The 19,529-nt window shown below is 67.3% G+C and carries 15 protein-coding genes; 9 read left to right on the forward strand and 6 right to left on the reverse strand.

Going from position 1 to position 19,529, the window contains the following annotated elements:
* Positions 1-9: 9 nt before the first annotated feature.
* Both gltB and DBZ32_RS00590 read right to left on the reverse strand, forming a co-directional pair.
* Complete coding sequence (gltB, locus tag DBZ32_RS00585) at positions 10-4,521, reverse strand: glutamate synthase large subunit (protein WP_119165182.1); 4,512 nt, start codon at positions 4,519-4,521, stop codon at positions 10-12.
* 38 nt (positions 4,522-4,559) lie between these two features.
* Positions 4,560-6,017, reverse strand: a complete 1,458-nt coding sequence (locus DBZ32_RS00590; RefSeq protein ID WP_119165183.1) for an NAD(P)-dependent oxidoreductase — start codon at positions 6,015-6,017, stop codon at positions 4,560-4,562.
* Between the two features lie 526 nt (positions 6,018-6,543).
* On the opposite strand from DBZ32_RS00590, the gene DBZ32_RS00595 reads away from it, so the two are divergent.
* Positions 6,544-7,377, forward strand: coding sequence for an undecaprenyl-diphosphate phosphatase (locus tag DBZ32_RS00595; RefSeq protein ID WP_119165184.1), 834 nt, complete (start codon positions 6,544-6,546; stop codon positions 7,375-7,377).
* On the opposite strand, the gene DBZ32_RS00600 is transcribed toward DBZ32_RS00595, so the two are convergent.
* A complete protein-coding gene (locus tag DBZ32_RS00600) occupies positions 7,374-8,330 on the reverse strand; it encodes a complex I NDUFA9 subunit family protein (RefSeq protein ID WP_119165185.1) in 957 nt (318 codons plus the stop codon). The genes DBZ32_RS00595 and DBZ32_RS00600 overlap by 4 nt on opposite strands.
* Before the next feature lie 231 nt (positions 8,331-8,561).
* On the opposite strand from DBZ32_RS00600, the gene DBZ32_RS00605 reads away from it, so the two are divergent.
* The 7 genes from DBZ32_RS00605 (at position 8,562) to ptsN (ending at position 14,685) form a co-directional block, all read left to right on the forward strand.
* The gene (locus tag DBZ32_RS00605; protein ID WP_119165186.1) at positions 8,562-9,179 is read left to right on the forward strand and encodes a ribonuclease D; all 618 of its coding nucleotides are present in this window, start codon (positions 8,562-8,564) and stop codon (positions 9,177-9,179) included.
* 146 nt (positions 9,180-9,325) lie between these two features.
* Positions 9,326-10,066, forward strand: a complete 741-nt coding sequence (gene lptC / locus DBZ32_RS00610; protein ID WP_162906497.1) for an LPS export ABC transporter periplasmic protein LptC — start codon at positions 9,326-9,328, stop codon at positions 10,064-10,066.
* Positions 10,067-10,068: 2 nt separating this feature from the next.
* Complete coding sequence (locus DBZ32_RS00615) at positions 10,069-10,980, forward strand: LptA/OstA family protein (protein ID WP_119165188.1); 912 nt, start codon at positions 10,069-10,071, stop codon at positions 10,978-10,980.
* 95 nt (positions 10,981-11,075) lie between these two features.
* A complete protein-coding gene (gene lptB, locus DBZ32_RS00620) occupies positions 11,076-11,810 on the forward strand; it encodes an LPS export ABC transporter ATP-binding protein (protein WP_235829946.1) in 735 nt (244 codons plus the stop codon).
* 10 nt (positions 11,811-11,820) lie between these two features.
* Positions 11,821-13,353: an RNA polymerase factor sigma-54 gene (gene rpoN / locus DBZ32_RS00625; protein WP_119165190.1), complete on the forward strand. Its 1,533-nt coding sequence runs from the start codon at positions 11,821-11,823 to the stop codon at positions 13,351-13,353.
* A gap of 213 nt (positions 13,354-13,566) precedes the next feature.
* Positions 13,567-14,166, forward strand: a complete 600-nt coding sequence (hpf, locus tag DBZ32_RS00630) for a ribosome hibernation-promoting factor, HPF/YfiA family (RefSeq protein ID WP_235829936.1) — start codon at positions 13,567-13,569, stop codon at positions 14,164-14,166.
* A 54-nt stretch (positions 14,167-14,220) separates the two neighbouring features.
* Positions 14,221-14,685: a PTS IIA-like nitrogen regulatory protein PtsN gene (gene ptsN, locus DBZ32_RS00635; protein WP_119165191.1), complete on the forward strand. Its 465-nt coding sequence runs from the start codon at positions 14,221-14,223 to the stop codon at positions 14,683-14,685.
* 5 nt (positions 14,686-14,690) lie between these two features.
* On the opposite strand, the gene DBZ32_RS00640 is transcribed toward ptsN, so the two are convergent.
* Positions 14,691-15,494: a M23 family metallopeptidase gene (locus tag DBZ32_RS00640; RefSeq protein ID WP_119165192.1), complete on the reverse strand. Its 804-nt coding sequence runs from the start codon at positions 15,492-15,494 to the stop codon at positions 14,691-14,693.
* Complete coding sequence (xseA, locus tag DBZ32_RS00645) at positions 15,491-17,083, reverse strand: exodeoxyribonuclease VII large subunit (RefSeq protein ID WP_119165193.1); 1,593 nt, start codon at positions 17,081-17,083, stop codon at positions 15,491-15,493. Before xseA ends, DBZ32_RS00640 begins: the two co-directional genes overlap by 4 nt.
* Positions 17,084-17,182: 99 nt before the next feature.
* On the opposite strand from xseA, the gene purD reads away from it, so the two are divergent.
* Positions 17,183-18,460, forward strand: a complete 1,278-nt coding sequence (gene purD, locus DBZ32_RS00650) for a phosphoribosylamine--glycine ligase (protein ID WP_119165194.1) — start codon at positions 17,183-17,185, stop codon at positions 18,458-18,460.
* A 97-nt stretch (positions 18,461-18,557) separates the two neighbouring features.
* Here the strand turns inward: purD and DBZ32_RS00655 are convergent, their stop codons facing one another.
* Complete coding sequence (locus tag DBZ32_RS00655; protein ID WP_119165195.1) at positions 18,558-19,520, reverse strand: cobalamin-binding protein; 963 nt, start codon at positions 19,518-19,520, stop codon at positions 18,558-18,560.
* Positions 19,521-19,529 lie beyond the last annotated feature (9 nt).

Below are 19,529 nucleotides of genomic sequence, written 5' to 3' on the forward strand. Positions count from 1 at the left end.
GGCCGGGGCTCAGGCCCGCTGCAGCGTCCCCTCGTTGATCGGATGTTCCAGGCGCTCGACCATCTCCTTCGGGACGACCTGCCAGAACTTGTCGCGTTCCAGCGCCCAATCGATCAGAAGGCGTTCGGCGAAGCGCGACTGGGTCTCGCGCACATGCTCGGCGACCAGATCGCGCAGCAGGGTTTCGTAGTGCTCCGTCTCGACCCGCTGATAGATCACGGACTCGGGGTTGACCTGCTGCGGGAACTGGCCCTCGGGATCGTAGACGAAGGCCATGCCTCCGGTCATGCCGGCGCCGAAGTTGAACCCGACCGGCCCCAATAGCACGGCGGTACCGCCAGTCATGTACTCGCAGCCGTTGGAGCCGCAGCCCTCGACCACCGCCACGGCGCCGGAATTGCGCACGCAGAAGCGCTCACCCGCCTGGCCCGCGGCGAAGAGGGTGCCGCCGGTCGCGCCGTAGAGAACGGTGTTGCCGATGATGGTGTTCTCGTTGGTCGCCAGGGGCGACTTGGTCATCGGCCGGACCGAGATGGTACCGCCCGACAGGCCCTTGCCGACGTAGTCGTTGGCATCGCCGAACACTTCCAGCTTAAGGCCCTGCACCGCCCAGGCGCCAAGCGACTGGCCGGCCGAGCCGCGCAAGCGCACGGTGATGTGCCCCGGCTTCAGTCCGCTCATGCCGAATTTGCGCACGATGTAGCTGGACAGCTTTGTCCCGATCGCCCGCTGGGTGTTCCGGATCGCGTACTGGAGCTGCATCTTCTCGCCGTCTTCGAAGAGCGCGCGGGCATCGGCGATCATCTGGGCGTCCAGAGATTCCGGAACCTCGTTGCGGCCTTCCAGAGTGCAGTAGACCGCCAGGCCGCCGCTGTCGGCGCGCGCCAGCAGCGGGTTGAGGTCCAGGTCGTCCAGGTGCGGCGCACCGCGGCTGACCTGGGCCAACAGATCCTTGCGGCCGATCACCTCGTTCAACGAACGCACGCCCAACTCTGCCAGGATCTCACGCACCTCCTCCGCCACGAAGGAGAAGAGGTTGACCACCTTCTCCGGCGTGCCGGTGAAGCGGTCGCGCAGACGGTCGTCCTGGGTGCAGACACCGACCGGGCAGGTGTTGGAGTGGCACTGCCGCACCATGATGCAGCCCATGGCGACCAGCGAAGCGGTCCCGACGCCGTACTCCTCGGCGCCGAGAATGGCGGCGATCACCACGTCGCGGCCGGTCTTGAGCCCGCCGTCGGTGCGCAGCTTCACACGGTGCCGCAAGCGGTTGAGCGTGAGCACCTGATGGACCTCGGACAGGCCCATCTCCCAGGGCACGCCAGCGTACTTGATCGAGGTCTGCGGGCTGGCGCCGGTACCGCCGTTGTGGCCGGAGATCAGGATCACGTCGGCATTGGCCTTGGCCACGCCGGCCGCAATGGTGCCGACGCCGGAGCGCGCGACCAGCTTCACGCAAACCTTGGCATCCGGGTTGATCTGCTTGAGATCGTAGATCAGTTGCGCCAGGTCTTCGATCGAGTAGATGTCGTGGTGCGGCGGCGGGCTGATCAGCATCACCCCCGGCGTCGCATGCCGCAGCTTGGCGATCATCTCGGTGACCTTGAAGCCGGGGAGCTGGCCGCCCTCGCCGGGCTTGGCCCCCTGCGCCACCTTGATCTCGATTTCGCGGCACTGGTTGAGGTACTCGGCCGTCACACCGAAGCGGCCCGAGGCGACCTGCTTGATCGCCGAGTTCTCATTGTCGCCGTTGGCGTGCGGCGTGAAGCGGCTGGGGTCCTCGCCGCCCTCGCCGCTGTCGGATTTCGCGCCGATGCGGTTCATGGCGATGTTGAGGGTGCCGTGTGCCTCGGGCGAGAGCGCACCGAGGGACATGCCGGGCGTCACGAAGCGCTTGCGGATCGCGGTGATCGATTCGACCTCGTCGACGGAGATCGCCTGGCTGGGGTCGACCTTGAACCCCAGGAGGTCGCGCAGGGAGGAGGGCGGCAGTTTGGCGTTGCCTTCCGAGAACTTCTTGTAGGTCGAGTAGCTGTCGGTGGCGACGGCCGCCTGCAGGGTGTGGATCAGCCCCGCCTCCCAGGCGTGCTGCTCGCCGCCGCGCCGGTAGCGGTAGAAACCGCCGACCGGCAGCGCGATCACGTCCTCGTCCCAGGCCTTGCGATGCAGCTCCAGCACCTTCTGCTGGACCCCCGAGAGTCCGATGCCCGAGAGGCGGCTCGGCATGCCGGGCAGGAACTCGTCGACCAGGGTGCGCGACAGGCCGACGGCCTCGAAGTTGGAGCCGCCGCGATAGGAGGAGATGACGGAAATGCCCATCTTGGACATCACCTTGAGCAGGCCGTCGTCGACCGCCTGGACGTAACGGCGGATCGCCTCCTCCAGCGACATCTCGCCGAACAGGCCGCGGGTGTGGCGGTCGGCGATCGACTCCTGGGCCAGATAGGCGTTGACCGTCGTGGCCCCGACCCCGATCAGCACCGCGTAGTAGTGCACGTCGATGCACTCGCCGGCGCGCACGTTGATCGAGCTGAAGGTGCGCAGGCCCTCGCGCATCAGGTGGGTGTGCACCGCGCCGGTGGCCAGGATCATGGGAATCGGCGCCCGGTCCGACGCGACATCCCGGTCCGAGAGGACAAGGTGCGCCGCGCCGCCGCGCACCGCGTCCTCGGCCGCGCGCTGAACGCGCTCCAGCGCCTCGCGCAGGGCCGTCTCGCCGCCGTTCGCTTCGAAGGTGCAGTCGATGTCGACCATCGCCTCGCCCAGGTGCGTGCGCAGCGCCGCGAAGCGGGCATTGCTGAGGACCGGCGAGTCGAGCTGGACGATGGAGCACTGCTCGGCCCGCTCCGCGAGGATGTTCCCGAGATTGCCGAGGCGGGTCTTCAGGGTCATCACCCGTCGCTCGCGCAGGGAGTCGATCGGCGGATTGGTGACCTGGCTGAAATTCTGCCGGAAGAAGTGGTGCAGACCGCGATAGCGGTCGGACAGCACCGCCAGGGGCGTATCGTCCCCCATAGAGCCGATGGCTTCCTTGCCGGTCTCGACCATGGGATGGAGGATCAGCTCCAGGTCTTCCATCGAGAGGCCGTAGCCGTACTGCCGGCGGCGCAGCTCCGTTCTGTCGAGACCGGGGGCCTCCGCGCCGACCTCGAAGGCCGTGTCGGCCTCGACGATGCCGCTGACCCATTCGCCCCAGGGGCGCCGCGCGGCCTGCGCGTCCTTCAGCTCGCGGTCGGTGTAGAAGCGGCCCTTTTCCAGGTCCACGGCCAGCATCTCGCCGGGGCCGAGCCGGCCCTTTTCGACGATGGTCGCCTCGTCCAACTTGACCATGCCGGTCTCGGAACCGGCGAACAGCAGTCCATCGTCGGTGATGGTGTAGCGCAAAGGACGCAGGCCGTTGCGGTCCATGCCGGCCAGCACCCAGCGGCCGCCGTAACCGCAGATCGCCGCGGGGCCGTCCCAGGGCTCCATGACGGAATTGCAGTAGCTGTAGAGATCCTTCCAGGCCTGCGGCATCGGGCTGTCCGGGCTCCAAGCCTCCGGGATCAGCATGGTCTTGACCATCGGCAGGTCGCGGTCGCCGCGCACCATCAGTTCGGCCACGGCATCCAGCGCCGCCGAGTCCGAGCTGCCGGACTGCACCACAGGCTTGAGGTCGTCGACATGCGCACCGAAGGCGTCGCTGGCCATGCGGCATTCGTGCGCCTTGGTCCAGTTCACGTTGCCGCGCAGGGTGTTGATCTCGCCGTTATGGGCGATCACGCGGAAGGGCTGGGCCAGGCGCCAAGTCGGGAAGGTGTTGGTCGAATAGCGCTGATGGAAGATCGCGAAGTTCGACTCGAAGCGCATGTCCCGCAGGTCGGGATAGAAGATCGATACCTGCTCCGCCAGGAACATGCCCTTGTAGATGATGGAGCGGCCCGACAGCGAGCAGATGTAGAGGTCCTTGATCGATTCCGCTTCGGCCGCCTTTTCGATCCGCCGACGGATGATGTAGAGGTCGATCTCGAAGCGCTGCGGATCGACGCCCTTCGCGTTGGCGATCATGATCTGCTCGATCTCGGGACGGGTGGCGTTGGCCTTTTCCCCGATCACGCTCGTATCGACCGGCACCTGACGCCAGCCGTAGATCGAATAGCCGAAATGCAGGATCTCGCGCTCGACCAGAACGCGGCAGCGCTCCTGCGCGCCGTAGTCGGTGCGCGGCAGGAAGATCATGCCGACGCCGATCTGGCCTGCATCGGGCCGATGGCCCGTCAGCTCGATGTGCTCGCGGAAGAAGGCCTGCGGGATCTGCACGTGAATGCCCGCACCGTCGCCGGTCTTGCCGTCGGCATCGACCGCGCCCCGGTGCCAGACCGCCTTCAATGCCTCGATGGCCTTCTCCACTACGTCGCGTCGTGGCTTGCCGTCGATCGAGGCGACCAGACCGACGCCGCAGGCATCGTGCTCGTCGGCTGGATCGTAGAGGCCGGTCTCTGCCAGCAGGGCGGCTTCGGGAGTCTGAGCGTCGAGAGGCATCTCATCGATCCTGAAAAGTCGGGTTTGCTTCGAAAAACCTACTCGGCGGCCACGGCCGCCGCGCCGAGGGCGCCGCTGGCGGCCTTGGACTGCAGGTAGCCGTCAATCTGGTCGGCGGCATCGCGGCCGTCGCGAATGGCCCAGACCACCAGGGAGGCGCCGCGCACGATGTCGCCGGCGGCGAAGACGCCGTCGAGCGAGGTCATCATGTTCTTGTAGCTGACCTTCAAGGTACCCCAGCGGGTGGTTTCCAGCGCTTCGGCCTCGAACTGGCCCGGCAGGTCTTCCGGATCAAAGCCCAGCGCCTTGATCACCAGGTCTGCCTCCACCGTGTAGGCGCTGTCCGGCAGCACCTGCGGGGCCTGTCGCCCGGTGGCATCGGCGACGCCGAGATGGACGCGGCTGGCGCGCACGCCGGAGACGGTCTCGTCGCCCAAGAAGGCCTCCGGCGCCGAGAGCCAGACGAATTCCACGCCTTCCTCCTCCGCATTGGCGACCTCGCGCTGCGAGCCAGGCATGTTGGTGCGATTGCGGCGGTAGAGGCACTTCACCGAGGTGGCGCCCTGGCGCACCGCCGTACGCACGCAGTCCATCGCCGTGTCGCCGCCGCCGATGACCACCACACGCTTGCCCTCCGCGTTGAGGGTACCGTCGTCGAAGGCCGGAACCTCGTCGCCTAGGCCATTGCGGTTGGAGGCCGTGAGGTAGTCCATCGCCGGCTGGATGTTCCCCAATCCCGAGCCGGGCGCCTGCAGGTCGCGCGCCTTATAGACGCCGGTGGCGACCAGCACCGCATCGTGCTGGATGCGCAGCTCGTCCAGGGTGGCGTCGCGGCCGACCTCGAAATTCAGCTTGAAGGTGACCCCGGCCTCGGCGATCAGGCGCGCCCGGCGCTCGACCACCTCCTTTTCCAGCTTGAAGTTCGGGATGCCGTAGATCATCAGGCCGCCGATCCGGTCGTAGCGGTCGTAGATCGTGACCTGGTAGCCCTTGCGCCGCAGCTCCTCGGCCGCGGCGAGGCCGGCGGGTCCGGCGCCGACGATGCCGACCGACTGATCGCGCTCGCGCGTCGGCCTGACCGCCTTAACCCAGCCCTTCTCCCAGGCCGTGTCGGTGATGTACTTCTCGACCGCACCGATCGTCACCGTTCCGTGGCCCGACTGCTCGATGACGCAGTTGCCTTCGCAGAGACGGTCCTGCGGGCAGATGCGGCCGCAGATCTCCGGGAAGTTGTTGGTCGCCTGGCTGACCTCGTAGGCCTCTTCCAGACGGCCTTCGGCGGTCAGCATCAGCCAGTCGGGGATGTTGTTGTGCACCGGACAATGCACCTGGCAGAAGGGCACGCCGCACTGACTGCAACGCGCCGCCTGCTGCGCCGCCGCGGCCGGATCGAATTCCTGATAGATCTCGTCGAAGTCCGCGCGGCGGGTCTCGACGCCGCGCTTGTGAGGCGTCTTCTGCTCCGTGGTCACGAACTTCAGCATCTGGTTCGGCATGGCCGAGCCCTCTCCCCTTCGAGGATCGTTAAAAATCACGGGCGGACGGCTGCCGCCCTTTCCTTTGTTCGGCGCCGCGGCCGCACCCGCAGCCGGCGCGCTCAGACGCAAAAGCGCGGGCCGCGACGGACGGCTTCGCAAGGGCAGGTCGTCTCGACGTGCGTGCCCACGGATGCGCCCGTGTTACGGTCCGCGCTTTAGACCCCTCCGGTCTCGAAATGCGAACGTGACCAGCGGTTCTCGTCGCGCAGCTATCGAGCGCATTTCCGCGCTCTCGGCTTATATATCTCACCTGGAGGTCGGGGGAAAGCTCATTTTCCGTTAAAAGGTCATATATGCTGACCTTTATTCGGTGGAGCGCTCCGGAAATGCTGCGCCGCACATAGTCTGGGCGCGAGCTTCTCCGCTTATAGTTCCAAATCGGGATTAAATTTCCGGCAGCGGCGACACCGCGGCACTTGCTATCACAGTCGTCACCAAGGGGGGCGCCGAACGCGCGAACCTCGCGCCGGGGAGATCTTCGTCCGTGCCGCTTCTGCTGCTCGCCATCCTGGCCGTCGTCCAGGGTATTACCGAATTCCTGCCGATCTCCTCCTCCGGCCATCTGGTGCTGGTCTGGGAGATCTTCGACCAGACCGAAGCCGCCGGCGTGCGTGCCGCCGAAACGGAGCGCCTGGATCTGGACGTCGCCGTACATGTCGGCACGCTCGCCGCCGTCTGCCTCTATTTCTGGCGCGATATCTGGCGCATGGCGATCGGCCTGCTTCGTCTGCTGACCGGCCGGCGCGACCCGGGCGCGCGCCTGGCGGGACTGGTACTGCTCGCCTCCCTGCCGATCATCCCTGCCGGCTTCTTTGGCAAGGACCTGGTGCTGATCTACTTCCGCGACATCGCGGTGATCGGCTGGACCACCCTGGGCTTTGGGATTCTGCTCGGCCTCGCCGACCGCTTCGGCATGCTGATCAACCGGATCGAGCACATGGGTTGGCTGCAGGCGCTGATGATCGGCTTGGCCCAGGTGCTGGCCCTGGTTCCGGGCACCAGCCGGTCGGGCATCACCATGACGGCGGCGCGCTTTCTCGGCTTCGAGCGCTCGGAGGCGGCACGCTTTTCGCTGCTGCTGGCGATCCCGGCGATCGCCGGGGCCGGCACCCTGGCCGGGCTCGACCTCTATGAGAGCGGCGACCTGTCGCTCGGCCGCGACGCCGCCATCGCCGCCGGCCTGGCCTTCGTCGCCGCGCTGATCGCCATCGCCGCGATGATGGCCTGGCTGCGCCACGCCAGCTTCGCACCCTTCGTCATCTACCGGATCCTGCTGGGCGCGCTGCTGCTCGCCCTGGTCTACGGCGGCGTGATCTAGCCTTCCGGCGTCTGCGCCACGAAGCGGCCGCCGGGACGGTAACGCTCCAGATAGGTCGGGATGATCACCTCCACCGAGTGCGGTGTCTCGATGCCCAGGTCGGCCAAGGTCAAGGCATTGGGCGCCACGACGTTGTCGTGCTCCAGTAGCTTGACCTGGTCGCGGGTCAGCGGCGGATCGGGCAGTTGCTGCAAAAGGCTGCCCTGGACGTAAGCCAGAGCCCAGGGCACCGGAATCAGCAGACGGCGGCGGCGAATGGTCTTGAGCAGCAGCTGCAACAACGCCTTGAAGCTGTAGACGTGCGGGCCGCCCAGCTCGAAGGTCTTGCCGCGCGCGTCCTCCCGCTCCAGCCCGGCCACCACCGCATCGGCGACGTCGCCGACATAGACCGGCTGGAATCGCGTCGCGCCGCCGCCGATCAGGGGCAGCGCCGGGGTCAGCCGCGCCATGGCGGCGAAGCGGTTGAAGAAGCCGTCTTCCGGGCCGAACACGATCGAGGGCCGCAGGATCACGGCTTGGGGAACCTCGGTCCGCACGGCCGCTTCGCCCAATCCCTTGGTGCGGGCGTAGTCGGCCTCGGCGTCCGGGTCGGCGCCGATGGCCGACATCTGCACGAAACGGGTGATGCCCTCCGCGGCAGCCACCTCGGCGATCCGCTGGGCGCCGAGGTGCTGCAGCGCCTCGAAAGTCTGCGAACCGCCCTCGGCCAGGATACCGACGAGGTTGACGACGGCATCGGCGCCCTGGATCGCCGCGGTGACTTCCGCATCGCTCTGCAAACGCGCCCGCAGGGGCACGATCTGCCCGACGTTGCCGAGCGGCCTCAGGAACTGCGCCTGTCGCGGGTGGCGCACCGCCACGCGAACCGTCCAGCCCCGGTCGGCCAAGCGTGCGACGACGTAGCGACCGATGAAACCGGACCCGCCGAAGATGGTCACCGTCTGGCCTGCCATGGTCCGTACCCTCTCCTCACCTTAGCGATCGTCGGCGGGAATCGCCGCCAGGGTCCTTCAGGAGCCCTACCGTGAAACTCCGAAGAGCGCTCATAGCACCGCCGAGCTTGCGTTGACAGCCCGCGACCACCCTATATCTTCGCCTCACCCTTCCCTTGGCAAGCCGCCGCGCCGTCGCAACCCCCTGCAGGCAGCACGGCGGGCCGGCCCGACAGCGCGGACTCGGACTTCATGACGCAAATCACGCTGCACCACGGCGACCTGCCGGACGACCTCGATCTTGGGTCGGTCGTGGCCGTCGACACCGAAACCATGGGCCTGAGGGTTCCGCGCGACCGCCTCTGCCTGGTGCAGCTCTCGTCCGGCGACGGCACGGCCCATCTCGTGCAGTTGAACGACGGCCGCTACGCCGCTCCCAACCTCCAGCGTCTGCTCGGCGACCCGAAAGTGCTGAAGCTGTTCCATTTCGCCCGCTTCGATCTGGCGGTGCTGAAGCACTGGCTGAAGGTCGAGTGCCAGCCGATTTACTGCACCAAGATCGCCAGCAAGCTGGTGCGGACCTTCACGGACCGGCACGGTCTGAAAGATCTCTGTCAGGAGATGCTCGGCGTCTCCCTGTCGAAGCAGCAGCAGTCGAGCGACTGGGGCGCCGCGGAGCTGACCCAGCAGCAACGCGCCTATGCCGCCGCCGACGTCCTGCACCTCCATGGCCTCAAGCAGGCGCTCGACGTCATGCTAGCCCGCGAGAAGCGGGCCGCCTACGCGCAAGCCTGTTTCGACTTCCTGCCGACCCGCGCGGCGCTCGATCTCGCGGGTTGGGACCAGGTGGACATCTTCGCGCACTCTTGAGAGACGGCTTGAAAGGCGTAAACACGCCTCCCTTGTGAGCGTGATGCGAAGGGGTTCGGGAGATACCCCTGTGACACATTAGGGGCCCTTTCGTCCGGTTTGGCTGGCTTCGGTCACGATCGGAAGCGTAAATACGTACTATGGCCATGGCGCAGAGCAGTTCAGAGCAAGCCGGTTCGAAGCCCGTCGAAGGACGGTCACGGCGAAGACGCGTCGCGCCGCCGCGCCTGTCCGGGCGCAGCGCCTACAGCATTTTCGTCAACGCCATGAAGCTGCTGCTGCCCACCGTCGCGGTCGGGCTGGTGCTGCTGATCGCGATTTGGCCGCAGATCGAACGGACTGGGGGCTTCCGCCTCGACGCCATCGAGACCTTCGGCGACACCCCGGTGCCGGAAGAAGCGACGATGATCAATCCGCGCTACGAGGGCATCGACGAAAATCGCCGGCCCTTCATGATCACCGCTGATGTCGCCCGGCAGCTCGATCCGGGCGAAGAGGAGACGATCGACATGCGGCAGCCGGCCGCCGATCTCTTCGACGACGTCGGCAAGTGGCTGGCGATCACCGCCGACCACGGTGTCTATGAACGCGGTCAGGAGGTGCTGTTGCTCGACGGCAACGTGAACATCTTCCACGACGACGGCTACGAACTGCAGACCGACCAGGCGGTGGTCGATCTGGCCGCGGATCTTGCGACCAGCAGCATGCCGACCTTCGGCCAGGGCAGCTTCGGCACGATCACCTCCGAGGGTCTGCGTGTGGAGGAGCGGGGCGCCCGCGTCTTCTTCACCGGACGGGCGCACATGGTGCTCTACCCCAGTGATCAGGATCCTGAGGCAGGAACCGATACCGGAACCAATCCGGCGCCCCAGGACAGCACTCCGTGAAGATGCTGCCGATCCCAACCGCCATCCTGTTGGTCACCGTCCTGCTGACGGCACCGGCCTGGGCCCAAAGCCTGGGCGGACTGGCAACCGGCAGCGGCGCGCCGCTGGAGATTTTCGCCGATCAGGGCATCGAATGGCTGCGGTCCGAACAGAAGTACGTCGCCCGTGGCAACGCCCTCGCCCGCCAGGGCGATACGCAGGTGGCGGCCGACGTCCTGACCGCTTTCTACCGGGACAGCGAAGATCAGCCCGAGACCGGGTCCCCGACCCAAGGCGGCGGCGACATCTATCGCATTCTCGCCGAAGGCAACGTCGTGATCACTTCCCCGAACCAGACGGCCTATGCCGATCGCGGCGTCTACTTTGTCGACGACCAGATCGCCGTGCTGCAGGGGAACGACCTGCGACTGGAAACGGAAAACGAAGTGGTGACCGCCCGGGACAGCCTGGAATACTGGGAAAACTTCCAGGGCACGCCCATCGCGGTGGCGCGCGGCGACGCCTCCGTCCTGACCGACGGGCGGCAGATCGAGGCCGACGAACTGGTGGCGACACTGCGGCCGAACGAGGAAGGGCGGAACGAGATCGCGCAAATCGACGCCTTCGGCGACGTGGAAATCTCCAGCCCCGAAGAATACGCCCGTGGCGATCAGGGCGTTTACTATGTTAAGGAAGAGCGAGCTATCCTGGCTGGCAGCGTGCGGATCACGCAGGGTGAGACGCAACTGAACGGCCAGCGCGCGGAGGTCGATCTTGCAACCGGCGTCAGCCGTTTGCTGCCGACGGCAGGTGGACGTGTCGAAGGCATTCTGATGCCGCGCGAAAACGGCGGCCCATCGCTGCCGCCACAGCCCGGAAACGGCGATGGAACTTCCGAGGCATCGCCGTCCGAAAGGGAGGACGGAGCGCAGTGAGCGAGCCCTTAGACCCAGACCACGGCGGCGAACAGACCGGACAGGCTCCGGAGGCAGCCGGCACGCCTTCGGCAAGCTCCAGTTGGACGCCAAAACTGGTGGCGGACAATCGAGGCCTGGCTGCGGTTTCGGTCGGCAAAGCCTTCAAGAAACGCCCGGTCCTCCGCGACGTCACGGTGGCCGTCGAACGCGGCGAAGCGGTCGGACTGCTCGGTCCCAACGGCGCCGGCAAGACCACCTGCTTCTATATCGTCATGGGCCTGCTGCAGCCCGATACCGGCTACGTCATGCTGGACGGGCACGACATCACCGACCTGCCGATGTATCGCCGGGCCCGCCTGGGAATCGGCTATCTGCCGCAAGAAGCCTCCATCTTCCGCGGCCTGAGCGTGGAACAGAACATTCGCGGCGTGCTGGAGGCCGTGGAACGCGATCGCGACAAGCGCGAACACCGGCTCGAAGAGCTGCTGAACGAGTTCGGTATCGGCCATCTCCGCCGGGCCCCGGCGACCGCGCTGTCCGGCGGCGAGCGGCGGCGCTGCGAGATCGCGCGCGCGCTGGCCAGCCAGCCCAACTTCATTCTGCTCGACGAGCCGCTGGCCGGCATCGACCCGATTGCGGTCAACGACATCCGCGAACTGGTCAGTCACTTGCGAGACCGCGGAATCGGCGTGTTGATCACCGATCACAACGTCCGCGAGACCCTGGAGATCGTCGATCGCGCCTACATCATTCACGACGGCCGTGTGCTGATGGAAGGCCTGCCGGAAGAGATCGTGGCGCACCAGGACGTGCGCCGAGTTTACCTGGGCGAAAGGTTTAGTTTGTAACGCTTTTTGTATGTCCGTCAGCCAACGCCTCGAGGTCCGCCAGAGCCAATCTCTGGTAATGACGCCGCAGCTGCAGCAAGCCATCAAGCTGCTGCAGCTGTCGAACCTCGAACTGTCGGACTACGTCGCGAGCGAAATCGAGCAGAATCCGTTGCTGCGTGCCGACGAACGCGGCCCCGCGAGCGAGGAAGGCGACTGGCGCGAGCGCTCCGCACCGGATCAGAGCGAACGCTCCGCCGACCCTCAGGGTCCGGCGGAGGCGCCGGATAGCGCAGCCACAGCAGCGAGCGACGTCCTGACCGGCGAGCGCGATGCGCCGCTCGACGCGGAGACGACCTACGACGACCTGGGTCCGGCGGACGGCGCGGCCGGCCCGCTGGGCGACACGGCCGGCCTGACCCGGTCGCGTGGCGGCGAGACCGGCGAGTTCACCGACTTCGAGCAACGGCTCGGACAGGCCGAGAGCCTGCGCGACCGCCTGGTCGCCCAACTGCAACTCAGCCTTACCGAAGACGGCGACCGCCTGATCGGCCTGACGCTGATCGACAGCCTCACGGAGTCCGGCTATCTCGGGATCTCGCTCGCCGAGGCCGCCGCGCAGCTCTCTGTCGCCGAAAGCGAGGTCGAGCGGGTGTTGCGGGTCCTGCAGGGCTTCGAACCCACGGGACTCTTCGCGAGAACGCTTCGGGAGTGCCTCGCGCTGCAGCTCGCAGAACGCGACCGGCTGGACCCCTTGATGTCTCGCCTGCTGGAACATCTGGAGATGATCGCGGACGGCGAGACCGCGAAACTGCGGAAACTGCTTGGCTGCGACGCCGAGGACTTCACCGACATGATGGCGGAAATCCGTAGCCTCGATCCGCGCCCGGGAAGCGGCCTGGACAGCGGGCCGGCCGAAGCCGTGGTGCCCGACGTGCTGATGCGGGCCCTGCCGGGCGGCGCCTGGTCGCTGGAACTGAATCCGGACACTTTGCCGCGTGTCCTGGTCGATCGGGCTTACTACACCCGCGTCGCCGGGTCCTGCCGGCGCAAGCAGGACAAGGACTACCTCTCCGAACAGCTTCAGTCCGCGAACTGGCTGGTCAAGGCGCTGCATCAGCGAGCGACCACCATCATCAAGGTGGCCGCGGAACTCGTGCGCCAACAGGACGGCTTCTTCCGGCACGGGGTCAGCCATCTGAAGCCCCTGATCCTGCGCGACGTCGCCGAGGCGATCGAACTGCACGAATCGACGGTCAGCCGGGTCACGGCGAACAAGTTCATTGCCACGCCGCGCGGCACCTTTGAGCTGAAATACTTCTTCACCACGGCCGTCTCGGGGGCGAACGGGACCGAAGTTTCCGCCGAGTCGGTGCGTCACCGAATCCGCGCGATGATCGAGGACGAATCGCCCAAGAAGATTCTTTCGGACGACACCATCGTCGATCATCTCCGCGGCGAAGGCATAGATATCGCCCGTAGAACGGTCGCCAAATACCGGGAATCCATGCGTATTCCGTCATCGGTGCAGCGGCGCAGGCAGAAGGCCATGATGGCTTTCTGAACGGTCGCGGGACCGGGGACGCTTGCAGCCGCAGCGGAGCGCCCCGATATAACCCCGACGGGAAAGGGGTACAGCACCCGCCCAGTTCTATTGACGCCCGTTTGGGCCGTCATTATGGTCCGCGCCTCCGCTGGGGGCAGGTGGTGTTTTCCGGCCGTTAAGCAAGTTTCGGCCGCTCGTGAGCCTCCGAGCAATGACGACATAGGGTTGCCAGTGGACCGCGAGATAAACCTGTCGGTCAAAGGTCGACAGCTTGACCTCGGCGATGCTCTGCGTGAGCACGTGGCCGAAAAGCTCGATGGTGTGTTCGAAAAGTACTTCGGAGACGCAATCGAGGTGGTCGTGACGCTGTCGCGTGAGGGTCACCTGTACCGCAGTCTCGTCCAGGCACATGTCGGGCGTGGCATCCAGATGCAGGCCTCGGCCGACGCCGGCGAGATCTACGCCGCCTTCGACGCTTCGGCGGACCGCTTGGCGAAACGTCTGCGCCGCTACAAAAGGCGGCTGCGCGACCATCATAAGGGAACGCCCCAGCTTGCCGGGATCCCGGCGCTGCAATACGTGCTGGCGGCCCCGGAAGACGACGAGGATGAAGAACCGGCCGGCGGCGACGATGCCGCTCCGCCGATTATCGCCGAGATGGAAGGCGAGGTGCCGGAACTGACGGTGGGCGAGGCGCTGATGCGTCTCGACCTGTCGGAGGAACCGGCGCTGATGTTCCGCAACCGGGCCCATGGCGGGCTCAACATGATCTATCGCCGGCGTGACGGAAACGTCGGCTGGGTCGACCCGCGAGGCAACCGCGGCGCCTGAAGCGCCGACGGCCCACGCCATGTCGAGCCCGTGTCGATCGAGGGTTGTCGAACGATGAATTTGAGCGAGTTGCTGACCCCGCAGGCCGTGATCCCGAGCCTGAAGGTCAACAGTAAGAAACAGGTGCTGCAGGAGCTCTCCAAGAAGGCGAGCGAACTGACGGACCAGCCTGAACGGGCGATCTTCGAGGTGCTGACCGAGCGGGAACGCTTAGGAACGACCGGCGTCGGTCATGGCATCGCCATTCCACACGGCAAGCTGGCAGCGCTGGACCGGCTTTACGGCGTCTTCGCGCGGCTCGAGACGCCGGTGGATTTCGACGCGATCGACGAGCAGCCGGTCGACCTGGTCTTCCTGCTGCTGGCCCCGGAAACGGCCGGCGCGGATCACCTGAAAGCCCTGGCCCGCGTCTCGCGGCTCCTGCGCGACCGCGCAAGCTGCGAGAAGCTGCGCGGCACCGACTCGGCCGACGCCGTCTACGCCCTGCTGACCGAATCGGCCGCCAGCCACGCGGCTTGAGACCGCTACTTGGCTAGATCGGTGACGAGCTGCGGATCGATCCGTTCGTCGAACCAGTTGATCCGCCAGTCGAGATGGGCGCCGGTCGAACGGCCCGTGGAGCCGACAGTGCCGATCCGGTCGCCTTGCGCCACCCGATCGCCGACGGCAACCTCCAGACCCGCCAGATGCAGGAAGGTCGAGCTGACGCCGTGCCCGTGGTCCAGCACGATGGTCCCGCCGGTGTAGTAGAGATCCACCTCGGCGAGGCGGACGATCCCGCCGGCCGGCGACAAGACCGGCGTTCCCTCCGGCGCCGCGATGTCGATGCCGTAGTGGGGCTGGCGCGGCTGGCCGTTGAGGATGCGCTGACTGCCATAGATGCCGGTCACGATGCCCGCGACGGGTTGGCGAAAGGCTGCGGCGAAATCGGGGAGTTGCGTGTCGTGCGCGCGGGCTTCGGCCACCAGAGCCGCATCGCGCCGGATGCGGTCCCACACCGCTTCGGGCGGCGTCACCAGAGTCTGCGGCAGCCCGTCGATCCGCTGGACTTCGTAGTCGCGCTGCACGACCGTCAAACTCACGGTCTCCTCCGCCCCCTCGGGACGGCGAACCGTCAGGGTCGCGCTCGGCGCGGCATCGCGGCCGAAGCCGAGCACGAAGCGTCCCTCGGGACCGACGCGCACGCTGCGGCCCTCGAGACGGACCTGGCTGCCCGGCACGGTCTGCCCATACAGCAGGCCGCCTTGGATCGCGCCGCCAGACAGCTCGAGTGCCGCCGCCGGCGCGGAGAGCGCGAGCAGGAACAGGAGAAACAGCGGGCCGATCACAGCAACTCTCCCTGGGCCGACTTTGGGCTCGCTTTCGGGGGCGCTTTCGATTGCCGTTTGGTCTTGGGCGGGCCGCCACCGCTCTCCCCGCCCGTGCCGGCAACGGCCGCCAGACGCCCGTCCCGGAACTCCAGCTCCAAGGCCTGACCATCGCCGATCTGGGCCGCCCGGGTCAGGACCGCCCCTTCCGCATCCCGAACCGCCACGAAGCCGCGCTCCAGGGCCGAGTGGTAGCTGTAGCTCTCCAACAGGCGTCCCAACTCGCGCAAGGCAGAATCCGCCTCGCGTTGCCGCCCTTCGGTCGCACGGGCAAGCCGGCGGGCCACTTCCAGGCCCTGGAGAACCTGCCGCCGCTGCGGCACCTGCCGGGCGGCTAGGGCCGGCAGCCGGACGGCTGCCTCGGCCAGCTCGCGGCCGCTCCGGCGAACCTGGGCCGCCAGCGCCGTTTCCAGCCGCTCCTGCCGATCCGCCAGAAGCTCGCCGGCACGGCGGAGCTGTTGGCGCGGGTCGGGCAAGCGCGCGGCGAAGCCGATCACTGCCTGTCCCCGCTGCCGCAAGAGTGCGCGGGCGGCCAGATCGAGACGCTCGATTCGCTCGTCGAGCCGCTGGCTCAGCTCGCCGACCAGGCGCACCGGGTCGGGCAGTCCCCGGCCCAGGCCCTCCACCTCGTTGCGGCGATGGGTCAGCAGCCGGCCGGCGGCGCCGGTGACGCGGCGTTCCAGGTCCTGAAGCTGGTCCAGCAGATCGCCGCGCACCGGCACGGCGATCTCGGCCGCTGCCGTCGGCGTCGGCGCGCGCCGGTCGCTGGCGAAGTCGATCAGCGTGGTGTCGGTCTCATGACCGACCGCCGAGATCAGTGGGATCCGCGACTCGGCCGCCGCGCGCACCACGACTTCCTCGTTGAAAGCCCAGAGGTCTTCCAGAGAGCCACCGCCACGCGCCACGATCAGCAGGTCCGGTCGCGCAACGGCGCCGCCGGCTTCGAGCGCGTTGAAACCCCGAATGGCAGCAGCAACTTGCTCCGCTGCGCCCTCGCCCTGGACCAGGACCGGCCAGACCAGCACGTGCCTCGGGAAGCGTTCGGCCAGGCGATGCAGGATATCGCGGATCACCGCCCCGGTCGGCGAGGTGACCACGCCGATCACCCCCGGCAAGAAAGGCAGCGGGCGCTTGCGGTCCTCGTCGAACAAACCTTCGTCGGCCAGCGCCTTGCGCCGCTGTTCCAGCAGCTTGAGCAGCGCGCCCTCGCCTGCAATCTCCAGGGAGTCGATCACGATCTGATACTTGGAGCGGCCCGGATAGCTGGTGATCCGCCCGCTGGCGATAACCTCCAGACCATCCTCCGGCACCAGCGACAGCCGCCCGGCCTGGCCCCGCCAGCAGACGGCGTCCAGCACCGCGTCGCTGTCCTTCAGCGCCATGTAGAGATGGCCACTGGCCGCTCGTTTGAAGCCTGAGATCTCGCCGCGCACCCGCACCCGTTCGAAGCTGCCCTCGAGGGTGCGCTTGATCGCCTGGCTGACCTCCGAGACGGAAAACTCGGGCAGGTTGCTCGGACGGGCGGTGGAGGTGCTGGAATACTCGCTCATGGTCGGGGCCCATGCTACAGGAGCCGCGCGGTGCCGTGAAAGGCACAGGAGCACGGGATCGCTTCGAAATCGAACACACCTTGGGGAGGTCAGCGGCGCATGAAGGTTCTGGTTGTCGGAGGCGGCGGGCGCGAACACGCGCTTTGCTGGGCGATCGCGGGCTCGCCGCTGCTCGATAAGCTCTACTGCGCACCGGGCAACGCCGGCATCGCGCAGGTTGCCGACTGCGTCGACATCGCCGTCGACGATCTGGACGCGCTGGAGGACTTCGCGAAGCTGCAGGACCTCGACCTGGTGGTGGTCGGTCCCGAGGCGCCGCTGGTCGCCGGACTCGTGAACCGGCTGGAGTCCGCCGGCATCCGGGCCTTCGGGCCGCGCAGCGAAGCGGCGGCGTTGGAGGGCTCGAAGGGCTTCATGAAGGACCTCTGCGCCCGCCACGATATTCCGACAGCGGCCTATGCGCGCTTCGACGAGGTCGAGGCGGCCAAGGTCTATCTGCGGGAACGGGGTGCGCCGATCGTGGTCAAGGCCGACGGCCTGGCCGCCGGCAAGGGCGTCACCGTCGCCCAGACTCTGGCGGAGGCCGAAGCCGCGGTCGAGGCGGCGCTCTCCGACGGCGTTTTCGGCGAGGCTGGCGCGGAAGTGGTGATCGAGGAGGTTCTGGAGGGGGAGGAAGCCAGCTTCTTCGCGCTCTGCGACGGCATCACCGCCCTTCCGCTGGCGAGCGCTCAGGATCACAAACGCGCCCATGACGGCGACCTCGGGCCGAACACCGGCGGCATGGGCGCCTACTCCCCGGCCCCCCTGATCACGCCGGAACTGGCCGAGCGGATCATGGCCGAGATCGTGCAGCCCACCGTCGCCGCCATGAAGGCCGAGGGGCGGCAGTATAAGGGGGTGCTCTACGCCGGCATCATGGTCGCCCCGGACGGCACGCCGAAGCTGCTGGAGTACAACGTGCGCTTCGGCGACCCGGAGTGCCAGGTCCTGATGCTGCGCCTGATGAGCGATCTGCTGCCCGCCCTGGTCGCCACCTGCGACGGCCTGCTGCAGGCCTTCGACCTGCGCTGGTACGAGCGGACCGCCCTGACGGTCGTGCTCGCCGCCGAAGGTTATCCCGGCGCCTACGACAAGGGCAGCGAGATCAAGGGCCTGGAGACGCTGAAGGGCGACCCGGATCTCGAAGTCTTCCACGCCGGCACGCGGCAGGATCCCGACGGCAGCCTGCGCGCCGCCGGCGGGCGGGTGCTGAACGTCACGGCCCTGGGCGACGACGTGGCCGCCGCCCGCGACAAAGCCTATGCCGCCGTCGACAAGATCGACTGGCCGGGTGGCTTCTGCCGCCGAGACATCGGATGGCGGGCGCTGAAGCGCTAGGGATGGCAGGCACTGAAGCGCTGGGGGCTGGCGGGCGCTGAAGCGCTGGGGAGCGCCGAAGCGTTGGGGAAACCAACAGCCAGGCTACTGGAGGGCGTCAGCCCATATAGCGCGCCCAGGCGCTGGCCTTGTGCTTCGGCTCGATGATCTGAGGGTGCAGGATCTCCGCCAACAGTTCGGCCGACTCGACCAGGCGTGGGCCGGGGCGGTTGAAGAACTGGTTGCCGTCGGTCACGTAGACCTCGCCCCTCTGCACGGCGCTGAGCGCCTGCCAGCGCGGGTCGGCATCCAGCGTCGCCATTTCCTGCCGGGTGCGCTCCAGATCGAAGCCACAAGGCAGCATGATCAGGACCTGCGGATCGGCCGCCTGAAGCTGGGCCCAGTCCAGGTAGCCGGAGTGTTCTCCGGGCTTGGAAAGGATATCTCGACCACCAGCCGCCGCCACGATCTCGGGCATCCAGTTACCGGCGTCCATGATCGGATCGAGCCACTCGATGCAGCCGACCGTCGGCCGCTTCCGGGCGGACAAGCGCTCCTCCAGCTTGCGCAGACGGCCCTGCAGATGGTCGATCAGGGCTTCCCCGCGCAGCGGTTCGCCGAGCGACTCGGCGACGCGCCGGATGTCGGACCAGACGTGATCCAGCCGGCTGGGCTTGAGCGAGACCAGGTCGGTCCCCGTCCCGATCCAATCGCAGACCGCGGCCTCCACGTCCGACAGGCTGACGGCGCAGACCTCGCAGAGATCCTGGGTCACGATCAGGTCGGGCCGCAGCTCGCGCAGAGCCTCAGCCTCGATGTCGTAGACCGCCAAGGCATCGGTCAGGATGTCGCGCACCGCCCGGTCGATCTCACCGCTCGATGCCGCCGTATCGAGGCGCGCGCGGGTCAACTTCGGCAGGGCCGTGACCTCCGGCGGAAAGTCGCACTCATGGCTACGGCCGACCAGACGGTCGCCACAGCCCAGGGCGCAGATGATTTCGGTCGAACTGGCGATCAGCGAGACGACGCGTTTCGGGGCCGGATAAGGAGGGATGTCCTGGGACGCGGAAGAGTGAGTCATGGCTCAATT

The organism is Algihabitans albus (genome assembly GCF_003572205.1).
Lineage (GTDB): Bacteria > Pseudomonadota > Alphaproteobacteria > Kiloniellales > DSM-21159 > Algihabitans > Algihabitans albus.

Bases quoted from the DNA above. Each gene is read 5' to 3' on its own strand.
- xseA (WP_119165193.1), bottom strand. From the start codon at position 17,083: ATGAGCGAGTATTCCAGCACCTCCACCGCCCGTCCGAGCAACCTGCCC.
- DBZ32_RS00655 (WP_119165195.1), bottom strand. From the start codon at position 19,520: ATGACTCACTCTTCCGCGTCCCAGGACATCCCTCCTTATCCGGCCCCG.
- gltB (WP_119165182.1), bottom strand. From the start codon at position 4,521: ATGCCTCTCGACGCTCAGACTCCCGAAGCCGCCCTGCTGGCAGAGACC.
- DBZ32_RS00605 (WP_119165186.1), top strand. From the start codon at position 8,562: ATGACGCAAATCACGCTGCACCACGGCGACCTGCCGGACGACCTCGAT.
- DBZ32_RS00600 (WP_119165185.1), bottom strand. From the start codon at position 8,330: ATGGCAGGCCAGACGGTGACCATCTTCGGCGGGTCCGGTTTCATCGGT.
- purD (WP_119165194.1), top strand. From the start codon at position 17,183: ATGAAGGTTCTGGTTGTCGGAGGCGGCGGGCGCGAACACGCGCTTTGC.
- DBZ32_RS00590 (WP_119165183.1), bottom strand. From the start codon at position 6,017: ATGCCGAACCAGATGCTGAAGTTCGTGACCACGGAGCAGAAGACGCCT.
- rpoN (WP_119165190.1), top strand. From the start codon at position 11,821: ATGTCCGTCAGCCAACGCCTCGAGGTCCGCCAGAGCCAATCTCTGGTA.
- lptC (WP_162906497.1), top strand. From the start codon at position 9,326: ATGGCGCAGAGCAGTTCAGAGCAAGCCGGTTCGAAGCCCGTCGAAGGA.
- ptsN (WP_119165191.1), top strand. From the start codon at position 14,221: ATGAATTTGAGCGAGTTGCTGACCCCGCAGGCCGTGATCCCGAGCCTG.
- DBZ32_RS00615 (WP_119165188.1), top strand. From the start codon at position 10,069: ATGCTGCCGATCCCAACCGCCATCCTGTTGGTCACCGTCCTGCTGACG.